General features: G+C 72.1%; 18 protein-coding genes and 1 pseudogene. 7 read left to right on the top strand and 12 right to left on the bottom strand.

Annotated features, from left to right (window positions below; all coding sequences use genetic code 11):
* Window positions 1-12: 12 nt before the first annotated feature.
* The 7 genes from ACIPM1_RS06900 to ACIPM1_RS06870 form a co-directional block, all read right to left on the bottom strand.
* Window positions 13-1,170: a hypothetical protein gene (locus tag ACIPM1_RS06900; protein WP_402429941.1), complete on the bottom strand. Its 1,158-nt coding sequence runs from the start codon at window positions 1,168-1,170 to the stop codon at window positions 13-15.
* Between the two features lie 4 nt (window positions 1,171-1,174).
* The gene (locus tag ACIPM1_RS06895; RefSeq protein ID WP_402429938.1) at window positions 1,175-1,354 is read right to left on the bottom strand and encodes a hypothetical protein; all 180 of its coding nucleotides are present in this window, start codon (window positions 1,352-1,354) and stop codon (window positions 1,175-1,177) included.
* On the bottom strand, window positions 1,351-1,746 hold the full coding sequence (locus tag ACIPM1_RS06890) for a hypothetical protein (RefSeq protein WP_402430716.1): 396 nt from the start codon (window positions 1,744-1,746) through the stop codon (window positions 1,351-1,353). Before ACIPM1_RS06890 ends, ACIPM1_RS06895 begins: the two co-directional genes overlap by 4 nt.
* Window positions 1,747-2,132: 386 nt before the next feature.
* Window positions 2,133-2,975 carry a hypothetical protein gene (locus ACIPM1_RS06885; protein ID WP_402429935.1) on the bottom strand — a complete coding sequence of 281 codons (843 nt, stop codon included), beginning with the start codon at window positions 2,973-2,975 and terminating at the stop codon, window positions 2,133-2,135.
* A 422-nt stretch (window positions 2,976-3,397) separates the two neighbouring features.
* The gene (locus ACIPM1_RS06880; RefSeq protein ID WP_402429932.1) at window positions 3,398-4,279 is read right to left on the bottom strand and encodes a S1 family peptidase; all 882 of its coding nucleotides are present in this window, start codon (window positions 4,277-4,279) and stop codon (window positions 3,398-3,400) included.
* Between the two features lie 448 nt (window positions 4,280-4,727).
* On the bottom strand, window positions 4,728-5,771 hold the full coding sequence (locus ACIPM1_RS06875) for a M4 family metallopeptidase (protein WP_356180150.1): 1,044 nt from the start codon (window positions 5,769-5,771) through the stop codon (window positions 4,728-4,730).
* 220 nt (window positions 5,772-5,991) lie between these two features.
* Entirely contained in the window at window positions 5,992-6,414 is a 423-nt protein-coding gene (locus ACIPM1_RS06870; RefSeq protein WP_402429929.1) for a secondary thiamine-phosphate synthase enzyme YjbQ, read from the bottom strand.
* 211 nt (window positions 6,415-6,625) lie between these two features.
* Here ACIPM1_RS06870 and ACIPM1_RS06865 point away from each other — a divergent pair, with 211 nt between their 5' ends.
* Window positions 6,626-7,705 carry an NAD(P)-binding domain-containing protein gene (locus ACIPM1_RS06865; RefSeq protein WP_402429926.1) on the top strand — a complete coding sequence of 360 codons (1,080 nt, stop codon included), beginning with the start codon at window positions 6,626-6,628 and terminating at the stop codon, window positions 7,703-7,705.
* A gap of 24 nt (window positions 7,706-7,729) precedes the next feature.
* Here ACIPM1_RS06865 and ACIPM1_RS06860 read toward each other — a convergent pair whose 3' ends face one another.
* The gene (locus tag ACIPM1_RS06860; RefSeq protein WP_402429923.1) at window positions 7,730-9,532 is read right to left on the bottom strand and encodes an ABC transporter ATP-binding protein; all 1,803 of its coding nucleotides are present in this window, start codon (window positions 9,530-9,532) and stop codon (window positions 7,730-7,732) included.
* A 114-nt stretch (window positions 9,533-9,646) separates the two neighbouring features.
* Between ACIPM1_RS06860 and ACIPM1_RS06855 the strand changes: the two genes are divergently transcribed.
* Complete coding sequence (locus ACIPM1_RS06855; protein ID WP_402429920.1) at window positions 9,647-10,105, top strand: MarR family winged helix-turn-helix transcriptional regulator; 459 nt, start codon at window positions 9,647-9,649, stop codon at window positions 10,103-10,105.
* Between the two features lie 26 nt (window positions 10,106-10,131).
* On the opposite strand, the pseudogene ACIPM1_RS06850 reads toward ACIPM1_RS06855, so the two are convergent.
* A pseudogene (locus ACIPM1_RS06850) lies at window positions 10,132-11,442 on the bottom strand (peptide-N4-asparagine amidase); the annotation flags it as partial.
* Window positions 11,443-11,540: 98 nt separating this feature from the next.
* Window positions 11,541-12,290, bottom strand: a complete 750-nt coding sequence (locus ACIPM1_RS06845) for a L,D-transpeptidase family protein (RefSeq protein WP_402429917.1) — start codon at window positions 12,288-12,290, stop codon at window positions 11,541-11,543.
* Window positions 12,291-12,580: 290 nt separating this feature from the next.
* On the opposite strand from ACIPM1_RS06845, the gene ACIPM1_RS06840 reads away from it, so the two are divergent.
* The 3 genes from ACIPM1_RS06840 (at window position 12,581) to ACIPM1_RS06830 (ending at window position 17,286) form a co-directional block, all read left to right on the top strand.
* Entirely contained in the window at window positions 12,581-14,524 is a 1,944-nt protein-coding gene (locus ACIPM1_RS06840; protein ID WP_402429914.1) for an ABC transporter ATP-binding protein, read from the top strand.
* Window positions 14,521-16,434, top strand: coding sequence for an ABC transporter ATP-binding protein (locus ACIPM1_RS06835; protein WP_402429911.1), 1,914 nt, complete (start codon window positions 14,521-14,523; stop codon window positions 16,432-16,434). Before ACIPM1_RS06840 ends, ACIPM1_RS06835 begins: the two co-directional genes overlap by 4 nt.
* A gap of 378 nt (window positions 16,435-16,812) precedes the next feature.
* Window positions 16,813-17,286 carry a DUF5709 domain-containing protein gene (locus ACIPM1_RS06830; RefSeq protein ID WP_402429908.1) on the top strand — a complete coding sequence of 158 codons (474 nt, stop codon included), beginning with the start codon at window positions 16,813-16,815 and terminating at the stop codon, window positions 17,284-17,286.
* A gap of 83 nt (window positions 17,287-17,369) precedes the next feature.
* Here ACIPM1_RS06830 and ACIPM1_RS06825 read toward each other — a convergent pair whose 3' ends face one another.
* Window positions 17,370-18,164, bottom strand: coding sequence for a metal-dependent hydrolase (locus ACIPM1_RS06825; RefSeq protein WP_402429905.1), 795 nt, complete (start codon window positions 18,162-18,164; stop codon window positions 17,370-17,372).
* 145 nt (window positions 18,165-18,309) lie between these two features.
* Between ACIPM1_RS06825 and ACIPM1_RS06820 the strand changes: the two genes are divergently transcribed.
* Both ACIPM1_RS06820 and ACIPM1_RS06815 read left to right on the top strand, forming a co-directional pair.
* Window positions 18,310-20,823, top strand: coding sequence for a DEAD/DEAH box helicase (locus tag ACIPM1_RS06820; protein WP_402429902.1), 2,514 nt, complete (start codon window positions 18,310-18,312; stop codon window positions 20,821-20,823).
* A gap of 19 nt (window positions 20,824-20,842) precedes the next feature.
* Window positions 20,843-21,709: an acyl-CoA thioesterase II gene (locus ACIPM1_RS06815; RefSeq protein ID WP_356180181.1), complete on the top strand. Its 867-nt coding sequence runs from the start codon at window positions 20,843-20,845 to the stop codon at window positions 21,707-21,709.
* A 40-nt stretch (window positions 21,710-21,749) separates the two neighbouring features.
* On the opposite strand, the gene ACIPM1_RS06810 is transcribed toward ACIPM1_RS06815, so the two are convergent.
* Complete coding sequence (locus ACIPM1_RS06810) at window positions 21,750-22,667, bottom strand: DUF6397 family protein (protein WP_402429898.1); 918 nt, start codon at window positions 22,665-22,667, stop codon at window positions 21,750-21,752.
* Between the last annotated feature and the right edge of the window lie 73 nt (window positions 22,668-22,740).

Genomic DNA, 22,740 nt, shown 5'->3' with positions numbered 1-22,740 from the left:
CATAGGCGTCCGTCAGCCGCACACCTGGCGCGTCGCGCGGGCGTCGACGAGGCCCGCGACGAGAACGACTGTGAGGAGGAAGGCGGCCATCGCGAACAGAAGGGTGACTTCGTAGTACGAGGCGGGGATCGCCCAGGCAGTAGCGCAGGCAGCGCCGGTGGCGGTGAGAACGGCGAGGCCGAGTGGCCTCGTGTCGACCGCCGCGTGTCGCCAGGAGAGGGCGAGGGCGGTGACGCCCACCAGAAGACCCGCCGCGCCGGCCAGCCGAGGCGTCCCGAACATGACGCCGTACCGGATGGCGAGGGCGGGCAGGAAGAACAGGGCGAGCCAGTGGCGCAGGGCGTACAGCACGAAGGTGAGGGTGCGTCCGGGGGCGGCTGGTTCCGGCAGGCGGGCGGCGCCACGCCGGAGTCCCGCGAGCGCGACGACGGCCACCGCGGCCACCGGCAGCCGCTCGGCCAATCGCCCCAGGTTGTAGAGGAGAGCGGTGTCGTAGACGACGAGGACGAGCGCGCCCAGGGCACCGAGCGATCCGATGAACACGAGCAGTCCGGGCACGGAGGCGGGCGTGCGGGAAACCCCCGTGTCCCGTGCCGCGAGCCACCGGAGAAGGCATGGAGTCAGCACGGCCGAGACCCCACGCACGACGATGTCGTCGACCGTGTAGGGATTGCGCAGATCCCACTCCACCAGACAGAACACGACGGTGTACCACACGGAGGCCAGCGGCAGCAGGGCAGACCGGGCGATCCCCCGGTAGAGGCCGGCGTCGAGCCACCGCACGACGGTCGCGAACGCCGACAGCACAAAAGGGAGTTCGAGGAACGCCTGGACCCGGAGGACCGACGGGGCGAGGAGCCCGGGCGTGGGAAAGCCGTCGGCGAGCCCGCGCAGCACGGGACTGCCGGAGGCGAGGTCGAACCACCGCTCGGGCAGGTACCGCGCGACGAACGAGGGGTCACCGCCGTGCACCCGCAGCACGTACACGGTGAACAGCACCTGGTTGACGTAGACGAGCCCGGTCACCACCGCGAGCACGGCGAGTGGCGACAGGGCGGCGCGGGCGGTGCGCCCACCGGACGGTCTCGGGCGGCGGGCCACCACGCGCGGGGCGAGCGCCAGCGCGACGAGGACGGACAGGACCACCAGGACGTCGATGAAAACGTTCATGGGATCAGGAAGTCCGCGTGGGGCCGGAGGGGGTCGCCCCGTGCAGGACGAGCATGTCCACTCCGAAACCGTAGAACTCCCCCTCCCTCAGGAGGCGTTCGTCCTCGATCGGGCCGAGCACGGCTCCGCGTCCGGAGTCCCAGCCCTCGCCGTAGGCGACGTCGACGATCTGCCGTCCGGTCATCGGGCCGCGGTCCTCCGTGCCCGTCCGTGCAGGGTCAGGTAGAAGGTCTGCAGGGACTCCTCGGGACTGCCCGCCTCGAAGCGGTTGACCACCTTGCCGAGGGGATTCCAGACGCGTCCGTCCGGCATGCGCACGCCGACCGACTGCCCGAAGTAGCCGCGCTGGTCCCCGTCGAAGTCCACCCACACCGCCCCCGCGCGGCGCACGAGCACCTCGCCCACGTACGCCCCGAGGCCGAGCAGAGCGTTCCGGGCACCTGCCCGGTCGGTCCCGCCCTTGCGGAGCCCGTCGATCAGGAAGTCGACGACCCGCAGACTGCGCTCCGAGTAGTCCAGGGGCAGCCGGTTGCGGGTGCTGATGCGTGCGAGGAAGCCCGCTGCGCAGGACCGCATCTCGACCGCACACGGCACCCGTTCGTCCACTTCGGCCACGGTTCCGCTCCCCCTCCGCCAGACGGGGGAAGACAGGAGCGCATTCCCCCTCGTTGATCAAGCGGATACCGGGCCCTGAACATCACAGGTGGACATACGTGTCATGTACCACACAAGAAGGTCGCACGGTGCGTACAACCTTTCCGGAGGCTGTGCGTCGTGCACTGCCCGGCCCTCTCAGGCCCAGAACTCGATCCGTCTTCGTGCACGTCAAGCAGATCGAACTCCCGCGGGCCCCCTGGCTTGCCGCTCGGGTGGGACAGCGGGTGATCGGCGATCCGGTGATGGCTCCCTACTGACCGGCTCGACCCGCCGCCCTCTCGTCTCCCGGCGTACGGGGCCGCAGATCACACCCCGGACGGCAAGGTCACGTGCCCTCCGAAGACCCCGCGGTTGTCGGCCCGTACCTCCTGACTCACCGTGATGTCGCCGCTTCGGAAAGGCACGAGGAACGTGAACGCGTAGCGGTGTGACGCGACCCGGTACCCCTGTGCCTCGCCATCCAGGTCCCACGTCTCGCTGAAGTCCTTGAGCGTGATCTGGCTGTCGGTCGCCGTCACCCCGGCCTTGCGCAACTGATCCAGTGTGGGCTGCACTTCGCGCGCAGCTCTCTCGAGCGCGGGGCGGTTCCGGGCAGCGGACAACTGCCATCCGGACGCACTGACCCGAAGCCGCACGCCCGTTCCCGTACGAGCCACGGTCGCGCTCTTGGCGTACCCCGCGAATGTGTCCAGCTCGGCCAAGGGGTCCTCGACCTCGTTGGCGATGTCGGGGTCGGAGAGCGCCCCCTTCTTCCATGCCTCGACGCCCTCCTTGACGTAACCGGTGCCGCCGACGACATACACCGCCTCGGGCTTGCGCTCCCCCTTGCTGGTGATGACGGTGCCGGTCTGCTGGAGCGCGACAGGGGCGGTGGTCCGGTGCACGGCCGCGGTGTACGTCGCGCTGGACGGCGCCTGCCCCTGCATGACGGCGGACTCGCTGCCCCGCAGGGCGAACGTCCACCCCTTCTCGGCCCGCATGGCCTCACGGGCGCGGGCGACGAACTGCCCGGCGGTCTTCGGCTCCGGCTTCCTCTCACCCTTCTGCGCCGGTTCGGCCCGCGCGGTCTTCGAGGGGGCGCGCCGCCCCTCCGGCTCTCGCGTTCCGTCGTGCGCCGAGCATCCGGACGACACGGCCACGGCAGCCACGACCGACAGGGCGCCTACGGCACGGCGCCCACTCGGGCACCCACGTTTTCCGGTTCCGGACAGCACGTCACAACCCTTCGGCGGGGAAGATGAGTTCGATGAACGCCCGGTTATACAACAGGCGGGCGGAGGACGGCGAGCGACCGGACGAAGCGGGGCGGACAGGACGGCCTCCGGCCCCCGCCAAGTGGGACGACCGCCGGCGCCACGGTCGGCGGGCAGCCGAAGGGTGGCGCCACAACGGCGCACGGGGTCAGGGGAACTCCCTGCGCATCCCCCGCACATCGACAGTGCGCTCGTACAGCACCGGCAGCACCGGCAGCACCGGGGAGAGCGGAACGGGGGAAGGCGGCGCGTGGGGAACACTGTGGGCGGCCCGGCCGCCGCTCATCCGGGAGGACAGCCGGGCCGACGGGGAGGGATCAGTACATGCTCACCTTGTACGCACTGAGCGCCTCGGTGACGGGCTGGAAGAACGTGGTGCCGCCCGTACGGCAGTCACCGCTGCCTCCCGACGTGATGCCGAGCGCCTTCGTACCGTCGTAGAGCGGGCCGCCGGAGTCACCGGGCTCGGCGCACACGGTGGTCTGGATCAGGCCCTTGACCGTCCCGCCGCCGCTGTAGTGGACGGTGACGTTGAGCGCGGTGACGGTACCGCTGTGGGTGCCGGTGGTCGAGCCGGTGCGCTTGACGGACTCGCCGACGTACGCGTCAGCCGCGGTGTAGCCGCCGGGGTGGCTCAGCGAGGTGTTGTCGTAGCGGACCAGAGCGTAGTCGTTGCCCGGGAAGCTCGAGCCCATGGTCGGGCCGATGAGGGTGCTGAGGCTGGAATTGGTGTACCAGGTCTTCGCCACGTTTCCGCAGTGCCCGGCCGTGAGGAAGTAGTAGGTACTGCCGCTGACGACGTTGAAGCCCAGCGAACAACGGTATCCGCCGCCGTAGATGGCATCTCCGGCGGAGAGCAGCGGCGTGAGGGCGCCGGGTGTGCGCCTGACGGTGATCGCACCGGCGTCGGAGCCGGCGGCCCTGGTGATCCTGGCGAGTTCGGCGCGGGAGACGGTGCTGTCGGCGGTCACGACCACCCGGCCGGAGCTCTGGTCCACGCCCCAGGCCGTGCCCGGGACGTCGGCGCGCTCCACCGCGCGGCTGACCTGGGAGAGTTCGGAGGCGCTGTACGTCCCGGCGGGCGCCGCGGTGGCGGCCTGCGGTACGACGAGGGCGCAGGCGCCTGCGAGGCCCGCAGCGGCGAGCAGCAGACGTCTGTGTCCGGTGGCACGGGCGCGGGTGGTGCGCTGGATCCTCACAGATGTCCTCCTGGGGTGTAGGAGGGCCCGGGGGGTGAGAGGCCCGGCGCCACGAGAGCGGACATCCGAAGGGCGACGAACTCCCTTCGAATGGCATGCTCCTGACAGGCGCTCAGTGGGAGTATCGGGCGCGGCGGGTCCGGGCACAAGGGGCGGTGACCGGTTCGCCGACAGCCCTCCGCACCGCCGGATACGGTCCAAGGTGTTCGACCGCCGACCGCCGACCGGCGACCGCCGACCGGCGCACGCAGCCGTCCGGCCGCCGCCCGCCCGACGCGGGGTCCTCGAGGTGGGCGTCGATCTCGGTCACCTCGAGGGCGCTTCACCGCAGCTCCGCGCGCAGCGCCTCGAACAGGGCGGCGGATGCCGGGACGCGTCCGCGGCTCGCCGTGAGGCGGCCGCCGCCCCGCCGGGCTCCCGTCACGGACCCGGCGGGGGGGGAAGAGCGTCACACGCCGGGGATGCCCCGGGCGGCAAACGCCTGGCGGACCGCGTCGGCCTCGTGGGCGCCGTACATGTCCTGGGCGGTAGCGATCGTCTTCAGCGCCGCGTCCTTGAAGCTGGTGTCCGGCGCGAAGCCGAACTGGGCGTTGACGATGATCCGGTCCGCGGTGCGTGCACCCAGTGCCGTGCGGATGTCGAAAAGGGCGCGGGACCAGATCTCCCCGTCTGCGTGCACCTCACCCACCTTGTCCGCGTAGGTCTTGTCGCCGTCCACCCTGCGCAGACAGTGCGGCGTTCCGGAGGTGTAGCTGACGGAGTCCCAGTCGGCGACGCACGCGAGATCGGTGCGGCGCGGCCAGCCGTACTTCGCGTCGGCGTGGTCGCCCACGGAGACGGCCAGGTAGTCGCCGAACGCCTCCCCGATGGAGCCGGCCTCCTCGGACGTGCCGAAGCCGGGGACCTGGGCGTTGTGCACGGCGTGGCCGTACTCGTGGACGATGACCTCGGCGTCCTCGGCGTCGTCCACACCGCCCTTGCCGAAGCGGATCTCGGCCTTCTTGTCGGTGAAGAAGGAGTTGTCGGCGCCCCACTGGTCGATGCGCACCGGCTGCTGCCGTGCGTTGGCGGCGGGCAGTTCGCTGCCGAAGCCGAGGCTCTGCAGGTACTCCTGCGCCTCGTTGATCCAGAAGTACGCCATCACCTGCTCGAACTGGTCGCTGCTGCGGTCGTAGGCGTACACGCCGTCGACCGCGTACGCCGCGGGGCCGGTCTTGGACCGGACCGTCACCCACTTGCCGCTGAGGCCGCCGCTGCCGTCGAGGTTGCGCAGCGCCGCGGTGGCGTACGCCGACGACGGCACGGCTCCGGCTGCGTCCTTGCTGTCGGTCAGGCCCTGGTCACCGCTCGACTGCACCGGGTTGACCATGAAGACCCGGGCCGAGGGGTCCTGTGCGGCCGAGGCCGGACCGGCCTGCGGTCCGAGGGCGGCGGCCGCCGCCACGAAGCCGATCGAGGCCGCGAGCAGTCGGCGGTTGATGCGATGGGGCATGGTCTTCCTCCAGAACCCAGGGGGGGCGGCGTCGCGCCGCGGCAGTCTGCCCCATTCGGATCCTGTTTGACCAGTGCATGCCGACAAACAATCCCGGCCGTGGTGTTCTCGGTCCGGCCGACGGACCTTCGCCCGACGCCGCCAGGGTCTGCGTTCCCGTGCCGCATCAGGTCCCGGCCCACGAGCTCGGAGACGGCCAGGACGCTTCTGATCGGCTCGATCAGCCCAGGAAGCTCAGCCGCACCTGACGGTGGGGATTGTCCTTGTTCGTGTCCACCAGGCAGACCGACTGCCAAGTCCCCAGTTCCAGCCGTCCGCTGACCACCGGGATCGTCGCGTGCGGCGGGACGAGCGCCGGGAGGACGTGGTCGCGGCCGTGTCCCGGGCTGCCGTGCCGGTGCTGCCAGCGGTCGTCGGCGGGGAGGAGGGTGTGCAGGGCGGCGAGCAGGTCGTCGTCGCTGCCTGCGCCCGTCTCGATGAGGGCGATCCCGGCGGTCGCGTGCGGCACGAACAGGTTGAGCAGGCCGTCGCGCCCGGCGGCGGCCTCCCGCAGGAAGGCCTCGCAGTCGCGGGTCAGGTCGACGACCGACTCGCTGGAGCCGGAGGCGACGTTCAGCACTCGGGTGGTGAAGGCATCGGACATGCCCCCATCCTGACCCCTGAGCCGGCTTTCACACGCGCATGACCCCTCCGAGGCGTCCCCCGCACGCGCCGTTCCGCGGTGTCCTCCGTGCGCAGGCGCCGCTCCGTGGTGTCCTCCGTGCGCACGCGCCGTCGCGGGGTCTTGTGGCCGGTCGCGCCGAGCCGCCCCTGGCGCCGGGAAGATCCGCCTCCCCGGGGCGGTTGGCAGAGGCGTGAACGATGCGCGCGAGGTCGAGGTGGTCGTCGTAGGCGCCGGTCAGGCCGGGCTGTCCAGCGCCTACCATCTGCGGCGCGCCGGATACGAGCCGGGGCGCGGCTTCGTGGTGCTCGACCACTCCCCCGCCGCCGGCGGCGCCTGGCAGTTCCGCTGGCCGTCGCTGACGTACGGCAAGGTGCACGGGATGCACGCGCTGCCGGGCATGGAGCTGACGGACGCCGATCCCGCGCGGCCCTCCTCCGAGGTCGTCGGAGAGTACTTCGCCGCCTACGAACGCCGCTTCGATCTGCGGGTGCGCAGGCCGGTGGACGTGCGGGCCGTCCGGGAGAGCACCGGCGGGCGGCTGCTCGTCGACACCTCGGCGGGCGCGTGGCGGACGCGGGCCCTGATCAACGCCACCGGCACCTGGGACCGGCCCTTCTGGCCGCGGTGTCCGGGTCAGGAGACCTTCCGCGGGCGGCAGTTGCACACCGCGCGGTACGCCGGGCCGGAGGAGTTCGCGGGGCTGCGGGTGGTCGTGGTGGGCGGGGGCGCGTCCGGGACCCAGCACCTGCTGGAGATCGCGCCGGTCGCGGCCGCCACCACCTGGGTGACGCGAAGGCCCCCGGTCTTTCGGGACGGCCCGTTCGACGAGAACGCGGGCCGGTCCGCTGTCGCGCTCGTCGACGAACGGGTGCGGCAGGGGCTGCCGCCCATGAGCGTCGTCTCGGTCACCGGGCTGCCTCTCAACGAGGCCGTCCGGCAGGGGCTGGCGGACGGGGTCCTGGACCGGCGGCCGATGTTCGACCGGATCACTCCGGACGGTGTGGAGTGGAAGGACGGGCGGCACGTGGACGCCGACGTCATCCTGTGGGCGACCGGGTTCCGGGCCGCCCTGGGCCACCTGGCGCCGCTCCGGCTGCGCGAGCCGGGAGGCGGAATCCGTGTGGAGGGCACTCGCGTGGTCGCCGATCCGCGCGTCCACCTCGTCGGCTACGGCCCGTCGGCCAGCACCGTCGGCGCCAACCGGGCCGGCCGCGCCGCCGTCCGGGACATCGGGCGCCTGCCCACGCCGCCCCCGGCGGCCGCAGCCTGAGCCGCCGTCGTCAGCACGGTCGCCTCAGCCCGTCGGCTCCAGCCGCGCGTCCCGGCGGACGAGTGCCGCGTAACGCCCGTCGAGCTCCAGCAGTTCCTCGTGCGTGCCGCGTTCGGCCACGCGCCCGGAGTCCAGGACCACGATCTGGTCGGCGCCCCGGACGGTGGACAGGCGGTGCGCGATGGTCAGCGTGGTCCGGTTGGCCGACAGCGCGTCGATGGCCTCCTGAACGGCGGCCTCGGTACGCGTGTCCAGCGCGCTGGTGGCCTCGTCGAGGATCAGCACCGGCGGATCGCGCAGGATGGTGCGCGCGATGGCCAGGCGCTGCTTCTCGCCGCCGGAGAAGCGGTGGCCGCGCTCGCCGACGATCGTGTCGTACCCGTCGGGCAGGGCCGCGATGTGGTCGTGGATCTGAGCCGCCGTCGCGGCCGCGCGCAGTTCCTCGTCGGTGGCGTCCGGCTTGGCGAAGCGGAGGTTGTCGGCGACCGAGGCGTGGAAGAGGTACGTCTCCTGGGAGACGACGCCGACAGCGCACGCGAGGGTGTCGAAGTCGAGGTCGCGGACGTCGGTGCCGTCGAGGGTGACCCGGCCGCCCGTCACGTCGTACAGCCGGGGCACCAGGTAGCCGAGGGTGGACTTGCCGGCGCCGGTCGGGCCGACGATCGCGAGGCTGCTGCCCGCGGGGACGGTGACGTCGATGCCGTCGAGGATCGGGCCGCTCTTGTCGTCGTAGTGGAAGGCGACGGTCTCGAAGCGGACCTCGCCCTTGACGCGGTCGAGGTGGATCGGCGCCTCGCGCTCGGTGATGTCGATCGGCAGGTCCAGGTACTCGAAGATGCGCTGGAAGAGCGCGAGCGAGGTCTGGATCTGGACGCCGGTCGACAGCAGGCTGACGGTCGGGCGGAAGAGGCCCTGCTGGAGCGAGACGAAGGCGACGATCGTGCCGATGGAGACCTGGGGGCCGCCGAGCCCGAGGGTGACGCCGGCGGTCCAGTAGATGACGGCGGGCATGGCGGCCATGACGATCGTGATCACGGCCATCCGCCAGCGCCCGGCCATGTTCGATCTGACCTCCAGGTCCACCAGGCGCTCGGACTCCTCGGCGAAGGACCCGGTCAGCGAGTCGGAGCGGCCCATCGTGCGGCCGAGCAGGATGCCGCTGACGGAGAGCGACTCGGTGACCGTGGCGGCCATGGCGGCCATCTGCTTCTGGCGCTCGGTGGTGATCTTCTTGCGCTCGTTGCCGACGCGGCGGCTGATCCACACGAAGACCGGCAGCAACAGCAGCGAGACGACGGTCAGCCGCCAGTCGAGGGCGACCATCGCGACGATGGTGGCGACCACGCTGGTGAGGTTGGAGACCAGCGAGGTGGCGGTCGAGGTGACGGTGGCCTGCATCCCGCCGATGTCGTTCGCGATGCGCGACTGCACCTCGCCCGTGCGGGTGCGGGTGAAGAAGGCGAGCGACATGCGCTGGAGGCGGCCGTAGACGGCGGTGCGCAGGTCGTGCATGACGCGCTGGCCGACGGTCGTCGAGATGAGGGTCTGCAGGACACCGAAGACGCTGGAGAGGACGGCGCTGAGGATCATGCCGAGGGCGAGCAGGCTCAGCAGGCCGGTGCGGCCCTGCGGGATCGCGACGTCGAGCGTCGCCTTCAGCAGGAAGGGCGTGGCGACCGAGACCAGGGACGAGGCGCCGACCAGCAGGCCGACGATCGCGAGGCGGCCGCGGTAGGGGCGGAAGAGGGCGAGGATCCGGCGGACCTGCTTGGGCTGGTCCTTGGCGTCTGCGGGCGGTGTCCAGGAGGGTTGGCGGTCGGGGTGCATGGGCTCCTACGGAGGTGGGCGGGCGCCGGCGCGGACGCGACCGGCGACGACTGACGGATCATAGCTCATTGTTACCTATACTCACAATGAACGGCATCCTGATATTGTTCCCGCATGAGCACCCCCGACGCCGACGGGCTTCTCGCCGAGCAGTTGCTGCGGCTCACCCGTCGGGTGCACCGCATCCAGAAGCACCATCTGGAGCAGCACGACCTGGGCATCACGCCGGCCCAGTCCCGGCTGTTGCGCACCCTGGCGCACTTCGGCGAGCCACCCCGGATGGCGGATCTCGCCGCCGCCCTGGAGGTCGTGCCCCGCGCGGTGACCACGCTCGTGGACGGGCTGGAGGCCGGGGGCAAGGTGCGCCGGGCCCCCGACCCGGTCAATCGCCGGGTGATCCGCATCGAACTCACTGACGACGGCCGCACGGCACTGCGCGAGCTGCGCGGCGCGCGCCGAGCGGCCGCCAGGGAGATCCTCGCTCCGCTGACGGACGAACAGCGTGAGGCTCTCGGCTCGCTGCTGGACACCCTGGTGGGCGCGGCGCCCGAGTCAGGGGCGCGTCACCCCTGAGCCCGGGCACCGGCCGTTCGCCGCGTTCAGCAGCCGCCGCGGTCCTCCGTCAGCAGCCCCTGCACGGTGGTGAGCGTGCGGTCGTAGCACCCGCCCGAGCCGTACAGCCGGTAGCGCTCGCCCGTCGTCCCGACGGCGTGCCGCCGGTCGCGCGGCACGTTCAGCGTGTAGGCGGCGTCGCCCGTGTAGGTGTCGTCCAGCCGGGACCAGGCGACGCGCCGGCCGTCCCGCGTCTCGACGACCGACGCCCGGTCGCCCAGTGTGAGCACGGTGCGCAGCCGGTCGCCGGCGGAGACGGTCGTGGTGCCCTTCATCGTGTAGGTCCGGTGGGTGTGCGTCGACCTGGCCTGCCCGCCGTGTGCCGCGACGGTGACGGTCTCGTCGTCGATCCAGGCGGCGTCGAGCCCGTCGGTGTCCTCTCCGTCGGTCCAGCGGTGCGTGGAGGTGTCGGCCAGGCGGCGGCCGACCGTGGTGGTCACGCGGCCGTGCGAGGTGTCGACGTACCCGGCGACGGTCAGCCGGTGACCGCCCTCGGTGTCCACGCGGTGCGGTGATCCGGGGGTGTACGTCGAGGAGTCGTCCAGACCGCCCGCCCGGTCCGCGGTGAGGTGTCCGGTGACCCGGGTGCTGCGGGCGTCCTGCCACACCAGCACGTTCACGGGCGTGCTCCAGCCGGACCGCCCCTGCGGCACTCCGGTGACGGAGACCTCGACGCGGTGCGGACGGCCGTCGTCGAGGATGCCCGCGAAGGGCGTGAGGTCGTACTCGATCGGCTTGACGTCGAAGGCGCGCGGCCCGGGGACGACGTACCAGAGGAAGGGGTTGGACCAGCCGCCCGTCCAGACCGTGGGGAACGGTGCGGCGATTCCGGCGAGCCGGCCGTCCACGGTGATCTGCACCTCCCGGTAGGGCCCGCGGTCCGCCTGGCAGGAGTACGGCGCCTGCCGGGGTACCGCCAGATACCAGAACTCCTCGCAACCGCCGCCGGATCCGGTGGCGTACACCTCGGCGACGATGCGTTCGCTGTTGCGCGGGGTGGTGAGCGTCGTCCCGTCGGCGAGGGTGAGGACGCGGTCGGGGGGCGCCGCGGGCCGGGAGTGCCGTCCGGCGGCGTAGAAGGTGAGGGTGACCCTGACGTCGATGACTCCGGTGTACGTGTCGTCGACGACGTTGCCGATGAGCATCTCGACGTCCCGGGCCCGACGGAAGGTGTCGCTGTAGCGCGTGACGTCCTTCTCGACCGACCACTCGATGCCGTCGGGCGAGGGCTCCGGAGTGGATGTGCGCAGGATCTCGACGCCGCCGACGCGCAGATGGCCGAGCCGGTCGTACTGCCGCGGCAATGACGCCTCGTACCGGTGACACCCTGATCGGCCACCGCCCGTCCCGCATTCGGGCCTTGGTCGCGCAGTACGGCGACGGCGCGGGACCGCCGTCAGGCCGCGAGGTTCGCCCGGTCGCCCATCACCATCACGGGCCGATCCCGCGGGTCGAGCCTGCGCAGCAGGTACCGCATCGCGGACTCGGGGACGCTCACGCAGCCCAACGTGCCGTCTCCGTGGTCCAGATGCAGCCAGATGCCCCCGCCCTTCGCCTGCCCCAGGGGGCGGGTCCCGTCGTACGGACGGGTGCCCGGCACCCGGTTGTAGTCGATCGCGATGACGTAGTCGAAGTCGTGCCGGTGCGCCTGGTCCCAGTAGTACGGGGACGCGAAGGCCTCCTCGTCCTGGATGTACGGCAGCAGGGCGCCCGGGTCGTCGCGGCGGCCGCCGGCGTCGGAGAGCGTGAACACGCCGACCGGGCTGCGCTCGTCGCCCTCTTGGTGGTCGGTGGTCCAGCCCCGTTTGCCGTTGTGCGCGGGCCAGCCGGCCACGCGCTCCCAGTCGCTCCCACGCTTCTCGTACAGGACGAGCGTGGAGTCCGGGGAGTCGCCGTGCTCGCCGTAGACCGCCACGACCTGGCGGGTGTCCGCGGGGACCTGCTGCCAGAGCCGGTCGCCGACTCCCGGGACGCGGGGCGGCTCCACTCGGCTGGGCCGGGGGCTCCCGTCCGTGCCGCCGTGTCTGGGGACGGCGCCCCCACGCGGGGCCACCGTCGGCGGACCGCCGCACGCGGCCAGAACCGCCACTAAGAAACCGCAGGTCGCCGCCGCGACCGCCGCACGCCTTGTACCACGCCTCTCCATGATCCCATGGTGGCACCGCGTTCCGGACGAACCACTTGGGATTGGGCCAAACAGTCCCATCCACTGTCATGTGACGCACGGGGGACCCGACTTGCGTCCCTCACCGGGCCGTCGCCGGGTACCGCCACAGAGTTCTCGGCAGCGCCCGGGGAACCAGCCGGTTCCGTTCCCCGGGCGCGGAAAACCGTTTGCCTCCGACCACGCTGCGACGCGAACCTGTCACGGCTTGTTCCCCTCCCTCCTTCTCCCTCCGCCCCTCGACACGAGTTGACACGAGCCACTGGGACGTCATGCGAATCCAAGACCTTCCGTATCCCGACCCGGGTGTGCCCGACGCACGCTCGGGTCCCCGATTCCTGTGGTGGCTCGGGCGGAACCAGCTGGGCGGCCAGCTGACGGCGATGGCCTGGGGACTGCTCCACTTCGTCTCGGTCTCCGCCCTCCCGTTCTGCGTGGGCCTCGCCGTCCAGGCGGTCGTCGAGAGGTCCGACGCACGGCTCGCCCTGTCGGGCGGGCTGATGGCGCTGTGCTGCGCCGGCAGCGCGCTCGGCGACACCTTCCTGCACCGTGCCGCGGTCACCAACTGGATCACGGCTGCCGCCCGCGTCCAGCAACTGCTGGCCCGCAAGGCCGCCCACCTCGGCGCGGCCCTCACCCGGCGCGTCGCCGCCGGTGAGGTCGTGGCCGTCTCCACGGGCGACGTCGAGAAGATCGGCTGGTTCGTGGAGGCCGCGTCCCGGTTCACCGCGGCGGCGGTCACCCTCGTCCTGGTCTGCGCCGGACTGCTGGTCTACCAGCCGGCGCTCGGCGTGGTCGTCGCCCTCGGCCTGCCGGTCCTGGCACTGGCGGTGCTGCCGCTGCTGCCCCGGGCCACCCGTCGTGCCGACCTCCAGCGCGAGAAGGCCGGCCGCGCCACCGAACTGGCTTCCGACACGGTCGCCGGCCTGCGGGTGCTGCGCGGCATCGGCGGCGAGGAACTGTTCCTCGACCGCTACCGCCGCGCCTCCCAGGAGGTCCGGCACGCGGCCGTGCGCAGTGCGCGCATGTGGTCCCTGATCTCCGCGATCCAGGTGCTGCTGCCGGGTCTGCTGCTGATCGCGGTCGTCTGGCACGGCGTGCACCTGGCCCGCGCGGGCCGGATCACGGTCGGGGAACTGGTCACCGTCTACAGCTCGGTCATGGTGCTCAGCTATCCGCTGCGGCACTTCGAGGAGATCGCCATGGCGTACTCCTTCTCCCGTCCGTCGGCCACCCGGGCGGCCCGGGTGCTGTCGCTGGAGCGGGCCATGGACACCACCGGGACCCGCGCGGCCGACGCTCTTGGAGGCGATCTGTACGACCCCGGGACGGGGCTGCTGGCACCCGCCGGACGCCTGACCGCCGTGGTGTGCGGCGACCCGGACACGGCGGGCCGGCTGGCCGAACGGCTGGGCGGGCACCCGCCCGAACCCGGTGCCTCGGTGCTGCTCGGCGGCGTACCGCTCGACGAACTCCCCATCGACTCCGCGCGCGCCGCGGTGCTGGTCCAGGACAAGGAACCGGTGCTGCTGTCCGGCTCTCTGCGCGACCTGTTCGACGTGCCCCGCTCGGGCCAGGTCGGTGCCGAGGAGGCACTGGGGGCCGCGCAGTGCGGGGACGTCCTGGAGGCGCTCGCGCAGGCGTCGCTGGGCGCCGAGGACCCCATGGACGTACGGATCACCGAGCGGGGCCGGTCCCTCTCCGGCGGCCAGCGCCAGCGCCTGGCTCTGGCCCGCTCGCTGGTCACCGACCCCGGGGTGCTGGTCCTCGACGAGCCGACCTCCGCCGTCGACTCCCACACCGAGGCGCGGATCGCCGAGGGGGTGCGCAGCCTGCGGGCCGGGCGCACCACGGTGGTGTTCACCTCGTCCCCCCTCGTCCTGGACCTCGCGGACCGGGTGGTGCTGGTGCACGACGGCGCGGTCACGGCGGTCGGCACACACCGGGAGCTACTGCACTCCGAGCCCCGGTACCGGGCGGTGGTCACCCGCGAGACCGACGAGGAACGCGCCGGGAGCGCGGCGGGCCCGGACATTCCCGGAGACGGCGGAGGCGCACCGCGCGGCGACCGGGGCACCCCGCACGACGCGTCACGGAACGGCGAGGACGCTCTGCGCGGCGTGTCGCGGAAGGACGCGGACGTCCTGCGCGGCGTGTTGCGGAACGACGACGGCGCCCTGCGCGGCGCACTGGAAGAGATCGAGGAAACCGCATGATCGGCGTGGCGCCCCCGGCGTACGACCCGGCGGCCCCGACGACGGCGAACACCCTGCCCGTCGGTGCCCCCGCGACCGTGCGCGCCTATGTAGTCGAACTGTTCCGCCGTCACCGGCGCGCCTTCCTGCTCCTCGTCGCCGTCAACACGGTGGCCGTGCTCGCCTCCATGGCGGGCCCATGGCTGCTGGGCGGCCTGGTCGAGCGGGTGGCCGACGGCACTCGCGAGCTGCGGCTGGGGCTGACGACCACGCTGTTCGTGCTGGCGCTGCTCGCGCAGGCCGCGTTCGTCCGCGAGGTGCGGCTGCGCGGCGCGATGCTCGGCGAGCGAATGCTGGCCGACCTGCGCGAGGACTTCCTCGTACGCTCGGTCGGCCTGCCGCCGGGTGTCCTGGAACGAGCCGGCACCGGGGACCTGCTGTCCCGTATCACCACGGACATCGACCGGCTCGCCAACGCGATGCGCGAGGCCGTGCCCCAGCTGGCCATCGGTGTGGTGTGGGCCGCTCTGCTGCTCGGCGGCCTGGTGGTCACCGCGCCGCCGCTCGCCGCCGCAGTGCTGCTCGCCCTGCCGCTGCTGGTGATCGGCTGCCGCTGGTACTTCCGGCGCGCGCCGTCCGGCTACCGCTCGGAGGCCGCCGGATACGCGGCCGTGGCGGCGGTCTTCGCCGAGACGGTGGACGCCGGGCGGACCGTGGAGGCACACCGCCTCGGCGACCGCCGGGTCGCGCTGTCGGAACGCCGGATCAGGGAGTGGACGGCGTGGGAACGCTACACGCTCTGGCTGCGGTCGGTGCTCTTCCCGGTCGTCAACGTCACGCATGTGACCGTGCTCGGCTCCGTGCTCATGGTGGGCGGCGTGTTCGTCCTGCGGGGCTGGATCGGGGTCGGCGAGCTGACGACGGGCGCGCTCATCGCGCAGATGCTCGTCGACCCGGTGGGTCTGATCCTGCGCTGGTACGACGAGCTGCAGGTCGCCCAGGTGTCGCTGGCCCGGCTGGTCGGGGTGCGGGACATCGAGCCGGAGGCGGGCGACGCCTCGCTGGGCCCCGACGGACGGGACGTGCACGCGGACCGGGTGCACTTCGGCTACCGCGAGGGGGTCGACGTGCTGCGCGAGGTGTCCCTGAAGGTCGAGCCGGGCACCCGGCTGGCGCTGGTCGGTCCCTCGGGCGCGGGCAAGTCCACGCTGGGCCGGCTGCTGTCCGGTATCTACGCGCCCCGGGACGGCCGGATCACCCTCGGCGGTGCCGAGCTCGCCCGGATGCCCGCCGAGCGGGTCCGCTCCCACGTCGCCCTGGTGAACCAGGAGCACCACGTCTTCGTCGGATCTCTCCGCGACAACCTCCTGCTCGCCCTGCCTCCGTCCCGGCTTCCCTCGCCGGGGACCTCCACCCCCCTCGGCACCGTGAGCAGAGAGGTCTCGCACCACGGGGTCTCGAAGGGACGGACCGCCGGCGACGCCGCCGAGGCCCCGCGCGGGTGCGTCTCCCACGACGCCGTCGACGCCGAGCTGTGGGCGGCGCTGGGCGCGGTCGACGCCGACGGCTGGGCCCGTGCGCTCGCCGAGGGCCTGGACACCGAGGTCGGCTCGGGCGGTGTCTCGCTCACCCCGGCGCAGGCCCAGCAGATCGCCCTCGCCCGTCTTGTGCTCGCCGATCCGCACACGCTGGTCCTGGACGAGGCGACCTCGCTCCTCGATCCGCGGGCGGCGCGCCACCTGGAGCGGTCCCTCGCCCGCGTCCTCGACGGCCGCACCGTCGTCGCCATCGCCCATCGGCTCCACACGGCCCACGACGCGGACGTCATCGCCGTCGTCGAGAACGGCCGCATCACTGAGCTGGGCAGCCACGACGAGCTCGTCGAGGCAGGGGGCGCCTACGCGGCCCTGTGGAGGTCGTGGCACGGGTGAGAGGGAACGGAAACGCGGTCCAGGGCGGGGGCGGGCACGGGTGAGGCGCGCTGCGCGGTGGCCGGTCGGGCACGCTCCGCAGCGTGTCGCCCCGGGGCGGTGGGGCCTCGGCCCCCGCCCCGTGGGAGCAGTCGCCCGCAGCCGCGCCGGGCGGTGCGACGGCGGGTCATCACCGGGTCGGCCCGCGGGCCGGGCGACGGGTCGGTGCCGTGCCGTTGCGCGGTGAGGAACAGGGGTGGAAGGCTGGAAAGCGGCACCGGTTCGGGGAACGCCCGGGAACCCTGTGGTTCGCGCCCGGTGAGACCTGTGCCCCGCGCACCGGCGGCAGACCGCCGCCCGCGGTGAGAACGGGCCCGTCCCCACCCCCTGGAGGTACCCGTGGACAGCGCCGACGGATGGGGAGACGACGTCTACCAGCCCGATGACACTTCCGAGGTCCGGGAGGACACGGGGATCCTCGACTCGGAGGACACGCTGGAGTACGACGGTGTCGAGGACCCCCTGGACCGGGGCTGGTCCCCTCCGGAGCGGCCCTGGGCGGTGGAGCACGCGGGCGTCACCGCGGCGGAGCGCCTGCAGGGCGAGACCCTCGATCAGCGTCTCGCCGAGGAACAGCCGGATCCCGTCACTCCCGATGGCGACGACATCGGCGACTGCCAGGGCACCGACGGGGAACTCCTGGACAACGAGGTCGGCGCGGCCCGCTCCGGCCGCCTGGTCGCACCGGACGAGGGCGCGCACGAGGACGAGGAGAGCGCGCTGATCGCCACGGACGTCGGCATCGACGGCGCGGCCGCCTCCGCGGAGGAGGCCGCGATGCACGTCGTCGACGAGGAGACGCGGTACGGCTGACCGGCGGCCGGACACCGCAGCCGGCGACGGTGTCGTCCCCTCCCCCGCCGCCCGCGGAGCACCCGAGGTCTTCGGGCGGCGCCTCAGATGAAGTTCAGCGCGGCCGCGCAGCCCACGCCGCCGAGCATCATGAAGACGGGCATCAGCACCTTGAGCTCCACCCAGCTGCCGGCCCGGAACCGCATCGCCCTCGGAGGGCCGACGGGATACCAGCGCTTGCGGCCGACCGGTATCGGCCACAGAATCGGGCAGCCCGAAACGGTCAGGGCGTCCCCGATGTCGTGCACCAGCGCGCCCAGCACGATCGGCAGCCCCAGCCACAGGTACTCCTGGCCCGGCTCCGAGAACAGCCAGCCCGCGCCGTTGCCCGGCTTGTCGAGAATGCCGGCGATGATCCACGCACTGGTCGCCGCCAGCAGCCACACCAGGACGTCGCTGCTGGACCCGCGGGCCGCCCGCCACAGCAGTCCCTCGATGGCCAGCACCATGTGGACGAAGAGAATCGCCAGCACCGCCCAGCGTCCCCCGGTGATCGCGGCGGCGGAGGAACCCGCACCGATCAGCACCGCCCACAGCCAGGTGTGCGTCAGCGTCCGGTGGCCGCCGGAGCGGCGCGCGTCGCCCTGCTTCTTCGTCGCCTTGTAGACGGCGTACGAGAGCTTGTCGACGATCTCGCAGATCCAGCGCGAGATCGGTCCGAAGGAGCGCGAGATGGTGGCGGCCTTGTGATCGAGGTCGGGGGCGAGCGCGGCTCCGGCGCAGATCAGGGCGCCCGCCAGCAGGACCGGCCAGGGCATCGGATGACCGGTCGCGGCGGCCGCGGCTCCGACGCCGAGCCAGGCCGCGGCGCCCGACAGTGAGTGTGCTGGTCCCATCATGGCCGTTCCCCGCCCCATTTCTCCTGCGCCGCCGTCCAGTTGACCCGCTGCGTTCACGCTGCGTCGGCGACACAGCGTAGCGGTCGTGATCTTCGCATCGGCATCCGATTCCCGCCTCGGCACGCTCGCCAGGCAAGATGGGGGCGTGACCCTCATCGATCAGCTGCCGCCGACCGCAGACCCCGACGCCCTCTACGAAGCCTTCGAGTCGTGGGCCCAGGACCGCGGTCTCACGCTCTACCCCCACCAGGAGGAGGCGCTGATCGAGGCGGTCTCGGGCGCGAACGTGATCGTCTCGACGCCGACCGGCTCCGGCAAGAGCATGATCGCCGCCGGTGCGCACTTCGCGGCGCTGGCCCGCGACGAGGTCACCTTCTACACCGCTCCGATCAAGGCCCTGGTCTCGGAGAAGTTCTTCGAGCTGTGCAAGCTCTTCGGCACCGAGAACGTCGGCATGCTCACCGGTGACGCCTCCGTCAACGCCGACGCGCCCGTCATCTGCTGCACCGCCGAGGTGCTGGCGTCGATCGCGCTGCGCGACGGCAAGAACGCCGACGTCGGCCAGGTCGTCATGGACGAGTTCCACTTCTACGCGGAGCCCGACCGCGGCTGGGCCTGGCAGATCCCGCTGCTCGAACTGCCGCAGGCGCAGTTCATCCTGATGTCGGCCACGCTCGGCGAAGTCTCCTTCTTCGAGAAGGACCTCAGCCGCCGCACGGGCCGCCCCACCGCCGTGGTCCGCTCGGCGACCCGTCCGGTGCCCCTGTCCTACGAGTACCGGCGCACCCCGCTCACCGAGACGCTCACCGACCTGCTGCAGACCCAGCAGGCGCCGGTCTACATCGTCCACTTCACCCAGGCCCAGGCCGTGGAGCGGGCGCAGGCGCTGATGAGCATCAACATGTGCTCGCGCGAGGAGAAGGAGCAGATCGCCGAGCTGATCGGCAACTTCCGCTTCACCACCAAGTTCGGCCGCAACCTCTCCCGCTACGTGCGGCACGGCATCGGGGTCCACCACGCCGGCATGCTCCCCAAGTACCGGCGTCTGGTGGAGAAGCTCGCCCAGGCCGGCCTGCTGAAGGTGATCTGCGGGACGGACACGCTCGGCGTGGGCGTCAACGTCCCGATCCGCACGGTGCTGTTCACGGCGCTCACCAAGTACGACGGCAGCCGGGTGCGCACCCTGCGTGCCCGTGAGTTCCACCAGATCGCCGGCCGCGCCGGACGTGCGGGTTTCGACACGGCGGGCTTCGTGGTGGCGCAGGCCCCCGAGCACGTCATCGAGAACGAGAAGGCGCTCGCCAAGGCGGGCGACGACCCGAAGAAGCGGCGGAAGGTCGTCCGCAAGAAGGCGCCGGAGGGTTTCGTCGGCTGGTCCGACACCACCTTCGACAAGCTGATCGCCTCCGAGCCCGAGCCGCTGACGTCCCGCTTCCGGGTGACGCACACGATGCTGCTGTCGGTGATCGCCCGCCCCGGCAACGCCTTCGAGGCGATGCGGCGTCTGCTGGAGGACAACCACGAGCCGCGCAAGCAGCAGCTGCGGCACATCCGGCGCGCGATCGCCATCTACCGCTCCCTGCTGGACGGCGGCATCGTCGAGAAGCTCGACCGGCCGGACGCGGAGGGCCGCATCGTCCGCCTCACCGTCGACCTGCAGCAGGACTTCGCGCTCAACCAGCCGCTGTCCACCTTCGCCCTGGCCACGTTCGAGCTCCTCGACCCGGAGTCGCCGTCCTACGCCCTGGACATGGTCTCGGTCGTGGAGTCCACGCTCGACGATCCGCGGCAGATCCTCGCCGCCCAGCAGAACAAGGCGCGCGGCGAGGCCGTGGCCGCGATGAAGGCGGACGGCGTCGAGTACGAGGAGCGCATGGAGCGGCTCCAGGACGTCACCTACCCGAAGCCTCTGGAGGAGCTCCTCTTCCACGCGTACAACACGTACCGCAAGAGCCACCCCTGGGTCGGCGACCATCCGCTGTCGCCGAAGTCCGTCATCCGGGACATGTACGAACGAGCGCTCTCCTTCACGGAGTTGGTCTCCTTCTACGAGCTGGCCCGCACCGAGGGCATCGTGCTGCGCTACCTGGCCGGCGCATACAAGGCCCTGGAGCACACCATCCCGGACGATCTCAAGTCCGAGGACCTCGAGGACCTGATCGCCTGGCTCGGCGAGATGGTGCGCCAGGTCGACTCCAGCCTGCTCGACGAGTGGGAGCAGTTGGCCAATCCGGAGGTGATGACCGCCGAGGAGGCTCAGGAGAGGGCCGACGAGGTCAAGCCGGTCACCACCAACGCCCGTGCCTTCCGCGTCCTGGTCCGCAACGCGATGTTCCGCCGTGTCGAGCTCGCCGCGCTCGACCAGGTCGGCGAGCTCGGCGAGATGGACGCCGAGTCCGGCTGGGACGCCGACGCCTGGGGGGAGGCGATGGACAAGTACTGGGAGGAGCACGAGGACCTCGGCACCGGCCCCGACGCCCGCGGTCCCAAGCTGCTCGTGATCAAGGAGGAGCCGCAGAACGGCCTGTGGCGCGTGCGGCAGATCTTCGACGACCCGAACGGCGACCACGACTGGGGCATCAGCGCCGAAGTCGACCTCGCCGCCTCCGACGCCGAGGGCCGGGCGGTCGTCCGTGTCACCGACGTCGGTCAGCTGTGAGCACAGGAGAAGCACCCTCATGACGAACCCGGCCGAACGACTCGTCGACCTGCTCGACCTGGAACAGATCGAGGTCAACATCTTCCGTGGCCGCAGCCCGCAGGAGTCCCTGCAGCGGGTCTTCGGCGGGCAGGTGGCGGGCCAGGCTCTGGTGGCCGCCGGTCGCACCACGGACGGCGAGCGGCCTGTGCACTCACTGCACGCATACTTCCTGCGCCCCGGCCGGCCGGGAGTGCCGATCGTGTACCAGGTCGAACGGGTCAGGGACGGGCGGTCCTTCACGACCCGCCGGGTCACCGCCGTGCAGCAGGGCCGCACGATCTTCAATCTGACCGCCTCCTTCCACAAACCTGAACAGGGGAGCTTCGAACATCAGCTGCCGCCGGCCCGCGAGATCCCGGACCCCGCGTCGCTGCCGACGGTCACGGACGAGATCAGGGCTCATCTGGGCGCGCTGCCGGAGCAGCTGGAGCGTATGGCGCGCCGCCAGCCCTTCGACATCCGGTACGTGGACCGGCTGCGCTGGAGCGCGGACGAGGTGAAGGACGCCGAGCCGCGCAGCGCCGTGTGGATGCGCGCGGTCGGACCGCTCGGCGACGACCCGCTCGTGCACACCTGCGCGCTGACCTACGCCAGTGACATGACGCTGCTGGACGCGGTGCGCATTCCGGTCGAGCCGCTGTGGGGGCCTCGTGGCTTCGACATGGCGTCGCTGGACCATGCGATGTGGTTCCACCGGCCGTTCCGCGCGGACGAGTGGTTCCTGTACGACCAGGAGTCCCCGATCGCCACCGGCGGCCGGGGACTGGCCCGCGGGCGCATCTATGACAGGGAGGGGCGACTGCTCGTCTCCGTCGTCCAGGAGGGGCTCTTCCGGGCGCTGTAGGCAGGTGCGGGTCAAGGCCGTGAGCTGCGGCCCGGGGGGCTCAGGCGCCTCTGCGGAAGAGCCGGCCCAGCAGTCCGCGTGAACGCTCCGGCTGCCCCGGCGCCACCCGGTGCTCCTCAGGCGCCGGGGCGGTGTGCCGTCCGGTCGGGCGGGGCGCGGGCCGATGGGTTCGCGCCTCTTCCACCATCCGTGCCAGGTCGGCCCGGAGCCAGCCGACCTCGTCGGGACTGTCAGCCGTCATGATCCGCTCGGTGAGGTGGGCGGTGGGCGATCCGGGCGCGCCGTGGGCGGGGAGCCGCGGCCCGAAGCGACGCAGATGGGCGCGTTCGCAGGGATCCCTGACGATCTCCGACACCTGGACCGGCGCGAGCAGTGAGGCCACGGCGGCGGCCCGCTCCCAGGGGTCGTCGGCCTGGCGCAGCAGGAAGCCCAGGTGGCGTCCGCGCCAATTGCGGGGGCGGAGGTCGAGGCCCCCGCCGAGTTGGTCGCGCAGGCCCTCGGGCAAGGGGCGGCTCAGCAGCGAGGCGTTCTTCGCGTCGGCCCTGAACTGCCTCAGTTCGTCGCCCAGATACAGCCACACCACGGTCCGGTAGCGGTTGAAGTAGAAGCCGACCGGCACCAGCAGACCCAGGCGGGCGAACCTGGTGAACCTGGCACCGGTCACGTCCATGATGGCCGCGCCCTGACCGGTGCCGACGGCTTCGACGCGCTGGTGCAGTGTGCGGGGAAAGCCGTCCTGGGCGCGCAGCCGGTCGACCTCGGCACGGGCGACGCGGCGTCCGCCGCCGCCCTCGTCGGGGATGGTGCGGATGTGGCCGAGGTGGACGGCGAGGTCGAATGCGCCGCGCTTCAGGCCCAGTTCGCGTGCGGCGCGGCTCTGCGTGAAGTCCGCTTCCCGCTTCCCGCCCGCCTGCGCGACCTGGGGCGTGACCTCGTGCGTGATGGTGCGGCCGGACATGTTCGCCCCCGTGGAGTGTGTGGCTCGCGCCGTGTGCGCCCGCCTGGAAAAACGGTAGCGGGGGTCGCCGATC

The organism is Streptomyces sp. NPDC086766, assembly GCF_044746005.1.
GTDB lineage: Bacteria > Actinomycetota > Actinomycetes > Streptomycetales > Streptomycetaceae > Streptomyces.
Note: the sequence above shows the minus strand (reverse complement) of the source record. Positions and strands in the feature narration are given on the sequence as shown.